We start from the raw sequence: 14,110 nt of genomic DNA on the forward strand, positions 1-14,110 counted from the left end.
ATACATGTGCAGTGATAGATGCTTAGGCGCGTTCTGCCTGGTGATATATCTGTGGCATATCGTTCTGTAAATAATGAAAAGGGAGCTTTCGCCCCCGACTCTGTTTAGTGGATGCCGAGCGTCTTTCCCCAATAGAAGGCCTCTCTCTGCTTATCTGACCTGCGGCCTGGAGTGAACAGCCCCTATTTGTGCGCTGATGAGCGGAGGATCAAACCAGGTAGTTTTCACCGCGGATCCGACAGCTACATAATGCTGCTTTTTATGAGCTGTTTGGTTGGCAGCGATTTCATTCATGGCCAGAGAGGTGATCGAGGGGCTTGTGGCTCGCACTCTCGTGGCGTTCGCTGTTGCCGGTGTGCAGATATTTGGAGGTGGTGTCGATGCTGTCGTGTCCCGCATCGGCCTGCACGTGGGACAGTGGCCGACCATTGAGGTTGATGTCGTGGGTGATGCCGGTGTGGCGGATGGAGTGTGGCGTCAGGTTGCGCATTTCGGCCGCGTCCTGGGCAAAGCCATCCTGCTCGGCCAACGCGGCCGCTTGCTCCAGCACCGCCATGACCAGCTCGCGTAACTGGCGGATCCCGAGGTTGGCATTGAGCTCTCCCTGCTGTCGTCCATGGGCCGCCGCCTTGTGGCGCACGAAGAGGGGCGTCTGTTCATTTGGCGTCGGCAGTGGCGACAGCCCCAGAAAGCCGCGATAGCGTTTCAGAGCATCGAGCAAGGCTTGGGAAACGGCCACGGTGCGCCGCTTGCCGCCCTTGCTGCGAGGGATGTAATAGCCCCAGACACCGGTCTTGCTGTCGCGGCGGAACTGATCCATGACGGGACTGAAACCGGGCCTGGCCGCCACCTCCGAGATCCGCAGATAACAGGCGTACATCAGGCAGATGAGAAAACGGCTGCGCTCGTGCTGAGCCGGCGAGTCGGCTGCCAGCTGCTCGGCGGCCTGCATCACATAGGACCACTGCAGCTCGGTGAAGGCCTGGGTCTGCTCATCGGTCTCCTGATGGAGCGGCTTTTTCACTCTTTGCAACAGGAGCGCCGGGTTGCGATCCATGTACTCTTCCTGGACGAGAAACTGGAAGAAGGCCGACAGGATGGCGAGTTTGGTCTTCATGGCCTGATCGCTCAAGCGGTATGGCAGCTCAAGGCCCAACTCCCGTTTGCCCAGAAAGGGCCGCCACTGGGGGTTGGGCAGCCGCTCTCCCCACTCCTTGTCGAACACGAACTGGGCCACGTTCCGATAGGCGATCAGCGTCGGCGGCGGTGCCTGACAGTAGTCGAGGTAGCGCATCATGATCCGCCGGGTGAGATCCTTTGGGCTGATGGCCATCTCGCCAAAGCTCCAATGCAGGAAGGTGGTCAGCTCGCTGCGATAGGTCTTGTAGTTGTTCTCACTGTGGCGCTGCTCCAGCAACCAGTCGACGGCCAGCTCATAGACGAGGCCCGCATCGGGCACGTCCCCCATGCTGCGGTTGGCCAGGTATTGGTTGACTTGAGGGTTGCCTCCCTCCAGATGGAGCAGGCTATCGAACAACGGCATGGCGGGTGGAAGTGGCAGATGAGTCATATGGGTGCTTGTGGTGATGGCTGTCTGAAATGAGGCGAGTTCTGCCTGATGTTGATAGCGCGCAATGGGGCCAAGACATCAATGCACGGAAATCTGTCAGGACGTACTGACGGTCCGGCTCTCGGGTACAGTGCGATCCAGGATGAATATATTCAATGGATATGCACCTTGGTTGGAAAATTCTCGGGGTAAATACAAAGTAAAATGGTTAAAAATGCTGAAGTGTGAATATATACGTGAAAAGCAGGGTGACTGCGGTTCAGGCAGTCTCCCCCTCTTCTTTTCAGGCCACGCTCTTCAGGGATTTTCCCTTGGGTTTATCGCTATTGTCAGCGTCAACCTTCTCCTCCTTGGGGCTTGGGCCCTGCCCTTTACCGCCACGCAGCAGGTTTTGCAGCAGATCCCGCTGTTCGGCCAGGTAGAAGGCCAGGCTCTCCTGCTGCTCGGCTGTCAGTTCAACCGGCGCCCCGGCCAGCAGCGTCATCAACTCATCGGCGGTGTCCAGCAACTTGTCATAGGCGTCCGCCTCTTTCTTGCTGGCAAAGGTCATCTTCTCCACTCCCCCACGGACCACAACATACTTGATCTCAACGGCCATACGGCGTCCTCCTCATGATAGTGACCATAATTATATGTACGTATATACAGCATTGCAAATAACAGCCAGATCGCAGCATCCGAGTCCGCAGTGGCATCAGTGTCTTGTGCGCGGCAACGTCATCCTCGCAAGCGAAATGAGGCGCCGATTTCTCCACCCACATGGAGCTGCTCTCGGGGTTTTCTTGGCGCCAGGCCGCGCCGGGCAAGACAGAGAACCGGTTTTAGGGTAAATTTTATCAATTCCTTCAACAGGTTGAATCGTATGTCGGATCCCCGCTCCGTGATCGTCTGCCCGGCCTGCGACTTGCTGATCGAACGCAAGTTGTTGCCGCTGCGTCGTCATGCCCATTGTCCCCGCTGCCATCAGCATCTGTATGGGCGCTATGCCTTTCGTCCCTCCCAGTTGATGGCGCTCACCATCACCGGCTTCCTGTTGCTGCCCTCTGCCTTCTTCGAACCCCTGCTCTATGTGCGCCTGGCGGGCGTCAACACCGACGCCAACATGATGAAGGGCATCCTTATGCTGGCGCGGGAGAACGAGCTGCTGGTTGCGGCGCTGGTATTCTGGTGCGGCGCGCTGGCACCGATGGGGCTGCTGCTCGGCATCTTTGCCCTCGCCTCCGGCCTTGCCAAACGCTGGCACATCTTGCCCCTGGCCCTGAAGTCGGTGGCCGTGTTTCGTCATTGGGCCATGCTGGAGGTCTATATCGCCAGCCTGCTGGTGTCCCTGTTCAAGCTGGTGGATATCGCGGATGTGCGCTTTGGGGGAGGCTTTCTGAGCCTGAGCTGTTTGATGTTGCTCAATCTCGCCCTGTTGATCCTGTTCGATCCCGCCCCCTACTGGGAGCAGGTCCCTATGGAGGAGCCCGATCATGACCAGCGCCCGTGAACAGGGCCTGTGCGGGTGCCACACCTGCGGCCTGCTGGTGCGCTATCAAGCCGGCACCCTCTGCCCCCGTTGCCACAGCAAGTTGCAGGTGCGGATCCCCCGCTCCCTCGCCCGCTCCTGGGGCCTGCTGGCACTGGCGACCTTCATGCTGCTGCCGGCGAACCTGCTGCCCATCACCCATTTTTACACCAAGGGGCTGCTGCAATCAGACACCATTTTCAGCGGCATCCTCTCGCTCTATAACAGCCACATGTCCGGTATCGCCACCATAGTGTTGCTGGCGAGTATCGTGGTGCCGGTTGGCAAGATTCTGGGGCTTGGCTGGATCTGTTGGCAGTTGCAACGGGCCAAGCCGGTGCGGCGCAGACGCCAGCTCATCATGTATCGCATCATCGATTTTATCGGCCGCTGGTCCATGCTGGATCTGTTCGTCATCTCGCTGATGATGGCCCTGGTGGATCGCGGCGTGCTGCTCAACGTGCTGGCGGGGCCGGGCGCCACCGCCTTCGGTTGTGTGGTGCTGCTCACCATGATGTCGGCCCGCATGCTGGACACCCGGCTACTGTGGGACAAGGAGGCGCGCTGATGGCGTCTCGCTCTGTTGGTTTTCATTTGCACATTCATTGTCTAAGGAGTCGATATGATCGGGGCTGAACCCGTCATTGAGAAGCGCCGCTGGCTGTCGCCGGTCTGGTTGTTACCTGTCATCGCCCTCTTGCTGGCGGGCGGTTTTATCTATCAGCAGGTGGCAACCCGTGGCCAGCTCATTCGCATCAACTTTGCCCAGGGCAACGGTATCTTGCCGGGCAAGACCCAGCTGCGCTACCAGGGGGTGGCCATCGGGGTGGTGCAGGAGCTGGCGCTGGCGGCGGACGGTCGCAAGATAGCCGTGCTGGTGAAGGTCGACAGCCGTGCCCGCCCGCTGCTGCGCAAGGGATCCGACTTCTGGCTGGTGAGCCCCAAGGCGTCTCTGACCGAGATCTCCGGCCTCGATACCCTGGTCTCCGGCAACTACATCAACCTGCAACCGGGCCGGGAGAACAAGCCACTGGAGGAGGAGTTTGATGCGGTCGATGGCCCTCCCCCCGGTTATCAGGCCCAGGGCCGCACCCTGCACCTGACCGCCGACTCGCTTGGCTCGGTGGGGATCGGCGCCAAGATCTATTTCCGTGGCATCGAGGTGGGCAGCGTCATCAACACGCGCCTGGGCGAGGATAACCAGAATGTGATCCTGGATCTGGTGATAGAGCCGCGCTTCGAGCACCTCATCAAGGCCGACACCCGTTTCTGGAACATCAGCGGCATCAAGGGCTCCTTCAGCCTGGCTGGCGTCAGTGTCGAGGCGGGCAGTCTCGCCTCCATTCTGAGTGGCGGCATCGCCTTTGACTCTCCCAAGGACTCCCCGTTGCCGGAGAAGGGACAGACCTTCACCCTCTACAAGGGGCTGGCGGAGGCGGCCCGCGGTGAGCGCATCGACATTCAGGCCGGCGCCCTGCCCATCAAGGAGGGGATGCCGATCCTCTATGAAGGGATCGAGATTGGTCGGGTAGACCCTATCCGCCTGACCGAGCAGGGCCGGGTCGTCACGGCATTGATCAACCCTGAGCAGGCGTTTCGGGTGACCGGCAAGAGCCGGCTCATCTGGGAGACGGTGTCGCTCTCCCCGACCGGGCTCAAACATGCGGATCGCCTGCTGGCCGGGCCCGCCATCCGGCTCGATTATGTGGTGGGCGAGCGGGTCAATGCCATGACGTTGGAGAATCAGGCACAGCCGGGTGGCATCACGCTGACTCTGCAGGCGGATGATCTCGCCGGGGTGAGCGAAGGGGCCCCGCTGCTGTTCAAGGGGTTGCAGATCGGGCAGGTAGGGCAGCTGACGCTCGACGCCGGCGGCAATGCGAGCATCAAGCTGCAGGTGAACGAGGCGTATCGCCCCCTGCTGACGCGGGCCCGCTTCTATCGGGCGGCGCCGCTGCAGATCGCCGCCGATCTGAGCGGTATCAAGGTGGAATCCAGCCCGGCGAGTGCCTGGTTGGCGGGCGGGATCAAGCTGGTCCAGGTGCCGAGCGGCGAGCGGATTGACCGCCTCTACCCCAGTCAGGAGCTGGCCTTGCTTGGCAGTCGCAATGCCAAACCGCAACCTTGGATCTTGCGCGCCGAACAGGCCGATGGCATTGGCATCGGCTCCCCCGTGCTCTATCTGGGGCTGGAGGCCGGCAAGGTCAAGGCGCTCAAGGCGGACGCCAAGGGCGTCGAGATCACGCTGGAGATTAACGCCATCTATGCGCCGCTGCTCAAGCAACAGCCCCAGTTCTGGAAGAAGGCGGCCATCGACGGCAAGATCCGGCTCGATGGGGTGCAGGTGAAGATGGGCAACCTCGCCACCTTGCTGCGCGGGGCCATCGAATTTGACCGGCTCGGCACGAACCGCAGCAGTCATCAGCTGTTTGACAGCAAGGAGCAGGCCAAGACCCGGGTGCGCAGCCTGACGCTGACCGCCGATCGCAACCCCGGGCTCGGGGTCGGCAGCCCCATCCGCTATCGGGGAGTCGACATCGGCAAGGTAGAGCAGGTCGTGCTGGATCCTTCCCTCGGTCAGGTGAGTTTCAGAGCCGAGCTGGATGAGCAGTACGCGGATCGTTTCCTGCAGACCGGCGCCCGCTTTACCCTGGTGCAGGCTAAATTGGGCCTCGGCGGCGTCGCCCACCTCGATACCCTGATCAAGGGCGCCTTCGTCGAGGCCAGCCCGGGTCAAGGCGCTGGTCGGGAGCGCTTCCCTCTGAGTCAGAGTGGCCCCATCGGGCTGGCGCTCACCCTCAAGAGCCCCTCGGTCAGCGGCGTCAGTGTCGGCAGCCCCCTGCTGTTTCGCAAGTTGATGGTCGGCAGCGTCACCAAGGTGGCGCTGGCCCGGGATGGCAGCGAGGTATTGATAGATGTGAGCATCGACGCAGAGTATGCCCACCTGGTGCGGGCCAACAGCCGCTTCTGGAATGTGTCCGGCGTCAAGGCGGACATCGGCCTGACCGGCGGCACCATAGAGGTGGAAACCGTGCAGAGTCTGCTGACCGGCGGCATCGCCTTCAACACCCCGGAGCGGGAGATGGGGCCGACCGTCAAGGCGGGTCATAGCTATCAGCTCCATGGCAAGGCGGAGAAGGAGTGGCTGGAGTGGAGTCCCCGCATCCAGCCCTGAGCCCTCGGCTCACCGAGAGAAACCGGCCTTGTGGCCGGTTTTTTTATGGGCTGGCGCGCACCGCATCGTGAAAGCACCCTGAAGAAAACGGCCGGTGTGTGGTAGGATATCGCCCCTATTTTGGGTCTGCGAGATTGCACAGTGCACGACAACACCTACCTTCCCGATCACTTCTTGCGCCATATTGCGGCCATCATGCCGGCCAACCTCTCCATGGATGAGTTTGTGGCGAGTTGTCGGCGACCGCTTAGGCGCAGCATCCGGGTCAATACCCTCAAGATTGCGGTGCCTGACTTTGTGGCGAAGATGCAGCCACTGGGCTGGCAGCTGGAGCCCGTGCCCTGGTGCGAAACCGGGTTCTGGCTGACTCGTGAGGATGAGAGCGTGCCCCTTGGCAACACCGCCGAGCACCTCTGCGGCCTCTTCTACATCCAGGAGGCCAGCTCCATGCTGCCGGTTACGGCACTGTTTGCGAGCGACAAGGTCAAGCGGGACGGCATGCTGCTGGATGCGGCGGCGGCGCCTGGCTCCAAGACCACCCAGATCGCCGCGCTGATGGATAACCAGGGCATGCTGGTTGCCAACGAATACTCCAGCAGCCGGCTCAAGGTGCTCAGTGCCAACCTCCAGCGCTGCGGCGTCACCAACGTCGGCATGACCCACTTCGATGCCAAGGTGTTCGGCCAGTGGTTGCCGGAAACCTTTGATGCCATCCTGCTCGATGCCCCCTGCTCGGGGGAAGGCACGGTGCGCAAGGATGAAGATGCCTTGCGCAACTGGAGCATAGAGAGCATCGATGAGATTGCCGCCGTGCAGCAGGGGCTGCTGGAGAGCGCCTTTCATGCCTTGAAACCGGGGGGCGTGCTGGTCTATTCCACCTGCACCCTGAGCGCCCAGGAGAATCAGGATGTCTGCCAGTCACTGCTGGACAAATTCGGCGATGCCTTGAGTTTCGACTCGCTGGCGGATTTGTTCCCCGGCGCCGGGCAGGCCTGCACCGAGGAAGGCTATTTGCACGTCTGGCCCCAGATCTTCGACAGCGAAGGCTTCTTTGTCGCGCGGCTGCGCAAGCACTACTCGGTGGCCAATACCATGTTCAAGCCGGGCAAACTCGGCAAGTTCCCCTTCTCCCCGTTGCCGGCCAAAGAGGCCGAGCCCATGCTGGCCGAGATTGAAGCGGCCTTCGGCGTGAGCCCTCAGGGACAGTTATTTGGCCGCAACGACGAGATCTGGCTCTTCCCCAGGTTGTTTGAGCAGGTACAGGGCAAACTGCGTTTCGATCGCATCGGCATCAAGCTGGCGGAAACCTTCAAGAAGGGTTATCGGCTGACCCACGAGTGGGCGCTGGCCTATGGTGGCCTCGCCACCCTGGGGATCGTCGAGCTGGATGCCGCCAACGCGCGGGAATTCATGATGGGACGGGACGTCTGGCCCGAGCTGGAGTCTGGATCGGGCGAGGTGATAGTCCGCTACCAGGGCCATCCGCTGGGGATGGGGAAATGGGTCGGTAGTCGCATCAAGAATGCCCTGCCCCGTGAACTGGTGCGTGACAACAACCTGTTCAACAGTTGAGCTGACCCGTGAGGCGGTGTCCACATCGAGGGCGCCGCTGCATGGGACCGAGTGCCCGATCATCCTCTGCCCAACACCTGTTCGAGTCTGAAAAACCTCCACTCTGGTTGAACTTTTAGTCAGATCTTGAAATGCCTCGCGCCTTGTCTAAGCTTAGGGTTATCTGCACACCGGTTAGCGCACGGCTCTGCAAGGAGCCAATTCCCCTATGCCAGGTACAAGGAATTCGTACCTGGCTTTTTTTATTCCCGCGTTTTGCTCAGTCAGCTCTGTCGATGGTATCTGCCCGTGATGTCTCTTCAGGGGGAGCCTGTTCTTCACGGCGCTCTTCAACATACTGCGGCACCAGCTCGTGTTGATAGAGCAAGTCGATCGCCTGCTCGATGAGGGAGGCCTGACTGTCTTCCAGATGCAGGCCGAGTTCATGCAAGCGCTCGGCGTGACGATTGCTGATCCAGCACTGCAATCGGTTGTGGGTTTCCTGCTTGCGTTTCACGTGTTGACGTTGTCGCTCGGCGTTGTCCTGTGCCTCCGAGTGCTTGGTTATTTCCTGGTTTTCCTGGCTCATATGACCGTGCTGTTCTCGATTAATGCAGTTGTTATCTCTCACAGTGAATTCTTCTTCGAGGAAGTACCCTACTCCCTCACCGGATCGGGCAAGGGAAAAAGAACAACAAAACAATGAGATGGTATTTAACATAAAAAATGTGGTGACGCGGTTGTCTTAAAGCAGTCCATCCAGCGCATGATCGGAGAATTTGTGCGCGTCGTCGAAGTACTCCTGCAGGGTACGCATGTCTTTGTGCCGTGTCACCTCGATGATCTTGTTCATGGGTTTGCCGGCGGTCACTGCCGAGGTGATGAAACCTCGGCGCAGGCTATGGCCACTGACATAGAGATCATCGATGACCTGGCCGGTGCGTCGTTTTATCATCAGGTTGATGCCCTGAGGCCCGAGCGGCTCAGGCATGAGTTGGCCCCAGCGGTTCATGCGGCGAAACAACGGCCCCTCACCGATCCGGCTCTTCTTGAGCCAGTTGGCTAGCGCCGACACCGGACAATATTGCTTGCCCGGGATGAGTGCGATTTCAGTCTCGTGCAGCTGATGTTTGCTCGGCTTGAGGCGAAGCCTTATCCCCTGCCCCACGAAGTCGAGATCGCTGACCTCGATACGGGCGGCTTCCGAACGGCGCAAGGCTCCGCTGAACATCAGCAGCAACAGGGTATGATCCCGTAGTCCCGCCAGATTCGAGGTATCGATGTCATCGAGCACCCGAATGAGCGGCTGCAGGGTCAGGGCCCCCGTCTTGCGTTTTCGATTATCGCCGAGCCGCACTATGCCGCGCATCATCTCCTTGATCTCCGCATGTTCGGTCGGCATGGGATGGATCCCCTTCTGCTTGAAGGCATAACGAATGCCGGCGAGTCGCCGCACCAGGGTCGCGGGTTTGCGCGGCTCGCCATTGCGTAGCTCCCCCTTCCCCTCTTGCTTGTCCAGCCATACCCAGTCGGCCAGGATGCCATCGGCCTGATCCGCCAGAAAGTTCATGATGTCGTGATGGGAGGTTTGCAGCGGATCCAGCTGCTGCAGCTGGCACCAGTAGACGAAGATACGGGTATCTGCCTCATAGGCATTGAGGGTCGAGTCCGCCTTGGCACTGCGCAAGAAGCGCCTGGCTCGGCTGTTGAGCTGAGGATCGAACACAGCCTGCAATGACTGATTAGCGGGATTTTGAATGGTTGGATAAGCCACTTAAGTCGATGATTCTATGCGAAGTTTCGGAAGATCTTACAGGATCTTTCAGATCCATCAAGTATCGATAATGAATATTATCGATACTTATAGGGTGTTGATTTTAACCCCCTTGGCTTCAATGGCACTTCATCAGCATGATCAATTTCATTACACCGGTCACCAGGATCAGAGCTGCTATGAAGCAACGATAAGTGAGAGATAACAGGATTGATTTATCTGCCTCATCAGGTGGATTATGCTGACGATGAGAAATAAAAAGGCCCCATTCTTTGGGGCCTTGTTGTCGGTTATTTTTTTGCCAGCTTGAACAGCTCGAAGAAGTTGTGGCTGGTGGCCTCGGCCAATTCTGCCAACGGCATCTGCCGCAGATCGGCGATGAACTGGGCGACGTCTCGCACGAAGGCGGGTTCGTTCTCCCTCCCCCGGTGCGGGATCGGAGCAAGATAGGGAGAGTCGGTTTCGACCAGCAGTCGCTCGAGGGGCAACGCCTTGACCACGGCTTGCAAGGCGGCGGCATTCTTGAAGGTGACGATGCCGGAGATGGAAATATAGAAACCCATTGCCATGGCCGCTTCCGCCATCTCGAGGGATTCGGTGAAGCAGTGCAGCACACCGCCCACCTGATCGGCCCCCTCTTCGCGCATGATCTGCAGGGTATCCTGCTGGGCATCCCGGGTGTGGATAATGAGCGGCTTGTTCAGCGCTCGCGCCACCCGAATGTGCTCGCGGAAGGAAGCTTGCTGCACCTCCTTGTTTTCCGGCGAGTAGAAGTAATCCAGACCCGTCTCGCCGATGGCGACGACGCGAGGGTCTGCCGCCTGGGTCAACAGCAGCGCGGCGTCCACTCCGGGATCCTGGTTGAGCGGGTGCACCCCGCAGGAGGCAAACACCTGGGGATAGGGGACGATCGCCGCCAGCATGGTCGGGAACTGTGCCTGAGTCACGCTCACACACAAAAAGTATCCCACCTCCAGCGCCGCGGCTTTCGCCAGCACATCGGCCATGTCGGTCTGCTTGCTGCCATAGCTCAGGCGATCGAGGTGACAATGGGAATCAACGAGTAACATACATAACCTTGCTTGTTTGCTTAATCGGCCGTCATAGCCAGCGATTGAGCCAGTTCATCAGATGAATGGTGGGGTTGGAGAGCTGTCCCGGCTGGCAGGCTGCCTTCAGGGCGACCAGCTGTTGCTCCGCCTCCAGCAGTTTCTCGCTGGAGTGACGCTCGGCCAGTTGCTGACTGAGGGCCGTCAGATCCGGCATCGCCAACTGGTGATGACCGCAACCGGCCTGGGTCTTGAGGGCATCGCACAGGAAGAGTTGCAACCAGTGCAGCCGTACCTGGCTGTCTTCCACCAGTTGAGCACAGACGCTGGCCGCGCGAGTCGGAGTCTGTGACAAAGAGACGAAGCTCTCCAGCAGGGTCCGGCGTGCGCCATCTTGCTGATCTTCCAGATAACGGAGCACCCGCAGCGGCGCCCCCTGGCAGATCCGCACCTGGGCCTGCGTCGCCTGATGGCCTTGCTGTGCCAACCAGTTCAGGGTCTCCCCTTCCGCCGGCAAGTGACAGACGTGCTTGTGACAGCGACTCAAAATGGTCGGCAACAGGCGCGACACATTGGAGGCGATCAGCAGCAGCAGACTGTCGCCGGCCGGCTCCTCCAGGGTTTTCAGCAGGGCGTTGGCGGCAGATTCGGTCATGCGCTCCGCGTCCGGGATGATCACCACCTTGCCGCGTCCTAGCTGGGCCGTGCTCTGCAGCCGGGTGCAGATTTCGCGAATGGCCTCGACCCCGATGGTCTTGCTGTCGGCACCCAGGGTGCCGAGATCCGGGTGGTGTCCCTTGTCCAGCAGCTGACAGGAGTGACACTGGCCGCAGGGTTCGCCCGCCACCGGTTGCTGACAAAGATGCAACCTGGCCAACCGTTCGGCCAGTTGCTCCTTGCCAAGACCAGGATCGCCGAGCAGCAGCCAGGCATGGCCGAGGCGACCACGCTGGGCACTTTGGCTCAAGGCCTGCCAGTCCGGGATCAGCCAGGGATACATGAGGGCTCGTTCGCCAGGTAGTGGCCGAGGGCCGCCTCGATGGCGGTCTTGACTTGCTCGGGCATCTGCCCGGCATCGATCACCTTGATGGAATCGTCCAAGGCTGCGATCTCCAGATAACGGGCGCGGGTGCGCACGAAGAAACCGAGCTGCTCCAGCTCTATGCGGTCCAGCTCACCGCGATGGCGTGCTCGCTGCAAGCCGATGGCGGGATCGATGTCGAGATAGAGGGTCAAGTCCGGTTTGAAGTCGCCGAGCACCGCCTGCTTGATGGCGCCGATGAGCTTGGCATCGATGCCGCGACCACCGCCCTGATAGGCCTGGGAGGAGAGATCGTGCCTGTCCCCCACCACCCAGATGCCCTCGGCCAGGGCCGGTTTGATCCGGGTCTCGACCAGTTGCACCCGGGAGGCGTACATCAGCAACAACTCGGCTTCGATGGTGAGGCGTTCGTCGTGGACTTCTTTGACGATGGCACGCATCCGCTCGGCCAGGGGAGTGCCACCCGGTTCACGGGTGCACTCGATCCGCTCGATGCCGTGGGCATGCAGATAATCGGTGACGTAGCGCACCGCGGAGCTCTTCCCTGCCCCTTCCAATCCTTCAATTACGATAAATTTCGACATTAGGGTTTCTTCAATATGTATTCGCGAACCGCTTTATTGTGTTCATCGAGGGTCTTGGAGAAATAGTGGGCCCCGCCCCCCTTGGCGACGAAATAGAGATAATCGGTCGACAGGGGATTGAGCGCCGCCTCGATGGACGCCTTGCCCGGCATGGCGATGGGGGTCGGTGGCAGGCCATCGATCACATAGGTGTTGTACGGATTCACGTCGGTCAGGTCGCTGCGGCGAATGTTGCCATCGTACCTGTCCTTGACCCCGTAGATGACGGTGGGATCGGTCTGCAGCTTCATGCCAAGGCGCAGGCGATTGACGAACACCGAGGCGATCTGTGCCCGCTCCTCCGGCTGACCTGTCTCTTTTTCGATGATGGAGGCCATGATCAGCGCCTCGTAAGGGCTCTTGTAAGGCAAGTTGGCCTGACGCTTGTCCCAGCTCTCCTGCAGGAAGGCTTTCATGTCCTGATAGGCGCGACGCAAGATGGAAATATCGCTGGCATGAGTGGTATAAGCATAAGTCTCTGGCAGGAACCAGCCTTCCAGCTTGCCGTTCTCTATGCCCAGCTCCTGGGCTAGATCGGCTTCGCTCTGCTCCACCGTCAGCCGCTCCAGATAAGGAGCGCCTTCGATCTGCTTGCGCCAGTCCTCGAAACGGGAGCCCTCGACGAAGGTGAGGCTGAAGTGAAACTCCTTGCCGGAGGCGAACAGGGAGAGGGTCTCCTTGAGGGGGGCCCCTTCCTTGATCTCATAGGTGCCGGACTTGATGGCCACCAGTTCGGGATGACCACGCAACCAGAGACGCACCGCCCAGGGACTGGTGTCACCCTCCCCCAGCTCGGCGATCAGGCGCGCCGCGTGGGCGCCTTTCTCGACGGTGAAGAGGCGCGTCGGCCCCTTGTTGGTGAGGGTCTCCACCTCTTGCCATTTGTAATATACATAGCCCCCGGCGACGGCAACCGACAGGGCCGCCCCCGCGAGCAGGGTGTAAAGCCGATTAAACTTCAATGACCAAACGCTCCTGTAAACGACGGATCAATACCGGATTGGGATAGGCCTGATCGCCGATGCGGATCAGCGGCACTATGCCCATCAGGGTATTGGTCAGCCACACTTCTTCGGCCTGCCACAGTGACTCCAGCGGAGCCTCCACGACACGCAGTTCAATGCCCATGTGTTTAAGCATCATCATCACGCGCCTGCGCATGATGCCGTCGACCCCCCCGCGGGAGAGATCCGGTGTGAACACCGTTTTACCACGACGCCAAAACAGATTTGCGCTGACTCCTTCTACCAGAAATCCACGGCTGTTCAATACTATACCTTCGACTCCACCCCGTGCGGCAAGTTCGCTCTTCAATAAAACTTGCTCCAATCGCCCCAGCGTCTTGAGCCCGGCCAGCATGGGGGCATCCCCGAGTTGTTGCTGGCAAACCAGCGCCGCGATGCCATCCTGCTGCCAGCCCTGGTATTGCCCAGGGTAATCCCCCTGGGAGACGATGCGGGTCGGCGAGTGGCAATCGGCGCCATCATAGCCCCGGCCACCGCTGCCACGGGTCAACACGACCTTCACGACAGCCTGCGTCTGCCCTGCCGCAAGTTGCGCCACCTCGGTAGCCAACTGGTCCCAGGGCAGCTCCGCGAAACCGAGTCTGGCGCTGGCATGTTGCAGACGCGCCAGATGGGCCGGCCACCAGACGACCTGCCCCTGTTTCACCAGCATGGTGGTGAAATGGCCGTCGCCGTATGCCAGGCCGCGATCCCTGGCGGATAAGGCTTCTGTTGGCACTCCATTGATCAACATGCGTGTCCCTTTGATAAAAAAGGCCCGATACCAGGGTATCGGGCCTGACTCTGCGCTTGGC

At 60.2% G+C, this 14,110-nt stretch carries 13 protein-coding genes; 4 read left to right on the forward strand and 9 right to left on the reverse strand.

Features of this window, described 5'->3' with window-relative positions:
• Window positions 1-286: 286 nt before the first annotated feature.
• Window positions 287-1,570 carry a tyrosine-type recombinase/integrase gene (locus BN1124_RS01115; RefSeq protein ID WP_042638297.1) on the reverse strand — a complete coding sequence of 428 codons (1,284 nt, stop codon included), beginning with the start codon at window positions 1,568-1,570 and terminating at the stop codon, window positions 287-289.
• 283 nt (window positions 1,571-1,853) lie between these two features.
• Window positions 1,854-2,168 (reverse strand): YebG family protein, encoded by a 315-nt coding sequence (locus tag BN1124_RS01120; RefSeq protein WP_042638299.1) that lies wholly within the window; start codon window positions 2,166-2,168, stop codon window positions 1,854-1,856.
• A 264-nt stretch (window positions 2,169-2,432) separates the two neighbouring features.
• Here BN1124_RS01120 and BN1124_RS01125 point away from each other — a divergent pair, with 264 nt between their 5' ends.
• From BN1124_RS01125 to rsmF, 4 genes are all read left to right on the forward strand, one after another.
• Window positions 2,433-3,059, forward strand: a complete 627-nt coding sequence (locus tag BN1124_RS01125; protein ID WP_042638301.1) for a paraquat-inducible protein A — start codon at window positions 2,433-2,435, stop codon at window positions 3,057-3,059.
• On the forward strand, window positions 3,043-3,645 hold the full coding sequence (locus BN1124_RS01130; protein ID WP_042638302.1) for a paraquat-inducible protein A: 603 nt from the start codon (window positions 3,043-3,045) through the stop codon (window positions 3,643-3,645). The genes BN1124_RS01125 and BN1124_RS01130 overlap by 17 nt, the downstream gene beginning before the upstream one ends.
• 54 nt (window positions 3,646-3,699) lie before the next feature.
• On the forward strand, window positions 3,700-6,252 hold the full coding sequence (locus BN1124_RS01135) for an MlaD family protein (protein WP_042638303.1): 2,553 nt from the start codon (window positions 3,700-3,702) through the stop codon (window positions 6,250-6,252).
• 141 nt (window positions 6,253-6,393) lie between these two features.
• Window positions 6,394-7,824 carry a 16S rRNA (cytosine(1407)-C(5))-methyltransferase RsmF gene (rsmF, locus tag BN1124_RS01140; protein WP_042638305.1) on the forward strand — a complete coding sequence of 477 codons (1,431 nt, stop codon included), beginning with the start codon at window positions 6,394-6,396 and terminating at the stop codon, window positions 7,822-7,824.
• Between the two features lie 259 nt (window positions 7,825-8,083).
• On the opposite strand, the gene BN1124_RS01145 is transcribed toward rsmF, so the two are convergent.
• The 7 genes from BN1124_RS01145 to pabC form a co-directional block, all read right to left on the reverse strand.
• Complete coding sequence (locus tag BN1124_RS01145; RefSeq protein ID WP_042638307.1) at window positions 8,084-8,392, reverse strand: RepB family protein; 309 nt, start codon at window positions 8,390-8,392, stop codon at window positions 8,084-8,086.
• A gap of 156 nt (window positions 8,393-8,548) precedes the next feature.
• Window positions 8,549-9,577, reverse strand: a complete 1,029-nt coding sequence (locus BN1124_RS01150; RefSeq protein ID WP_156127968.1) for a tyrosine-type recombinase/integrase — start codon at window positions 9,575-9,577, stop codon at window positions 8,549-8,551.
• 290 nt (window positions 9,578-9,867) lie between these two features.
• The gene (locus BN1124_RS01155) at window positions 9,868-10,647 is read right to left on the reverse strand and encodes a TatD family hydrolase (protein ID WP_042638310.1); all 780 of its coding nucleotides are present in this window, start codon (window positions 10,645-10,647) and stop codon (window positions 9,868-9,870) included.
• 31 nt (window positions 10,648-10,678) lie between these two features.
• A complete protein-coding gene (gene holB, locus BN1124_RS01160) occupies window positions 10,679-11,626 on the reverse strand; it encodes a DNA polymerase III subunit delta' (RefSeq protein WP_042638312.1) in 948 nt (315 codons plus the stop codon).
• Complete coding sequence (tmk, locus tag BN1124_RS01165; protein WP_042638314.1) at window positions 11,611-12,252, reverse strand: dTMP kinase; 642 nt, start codon at window positions 12,250-12,252, stop codon at window positions 11,611-11,613. Before tmk ends, holB begins: the two co-directional genes overlap by 16 nt.
• On the reverse strand, window positions 12,252-13,253 hold the full coding sequence (gene mltG, locus BN1124_RS01170; RefSeq protein WP_042638316.1) for an endolytic transglycosylase MltG: 1,002 nt from the start codon (window positions 13,251-13,253) through the stop codon (window positions 12,252-12,254). The genes tmk and mltG overlap by 1 nt, the downstream gene beginning before the upstream one ends.
• Window positions 13,243-14,049 (reverse strand): aminodeoxychorismate lyase, encoded by an 807-nt coding sequence (gene pabC / locus BN1124_RS01175; protein ID WP_042638317.1) that lies wholly within the window; start codon window positions 14,047-14,049, stop codon window positions 13,243-13,245. Before pabC ends, mltG begins: the two co-directional genes overlap by 11 nt.
• Between the last annotated feature and the right edge of the window lie 61 nt (window positions 14,050-14,110).

Origin of the sequence: Aeromonas eucrenophila (assembly GCF_000819865.1) — a bacterium.
GTDB classification, from domain to species: domain Bacteria; phylum Pseudomonadota; class Gammaproteobacteria; order Enterobacterales; family Aeromonadaceae; genus Aeromonas; species Aeromonas eucrenophila.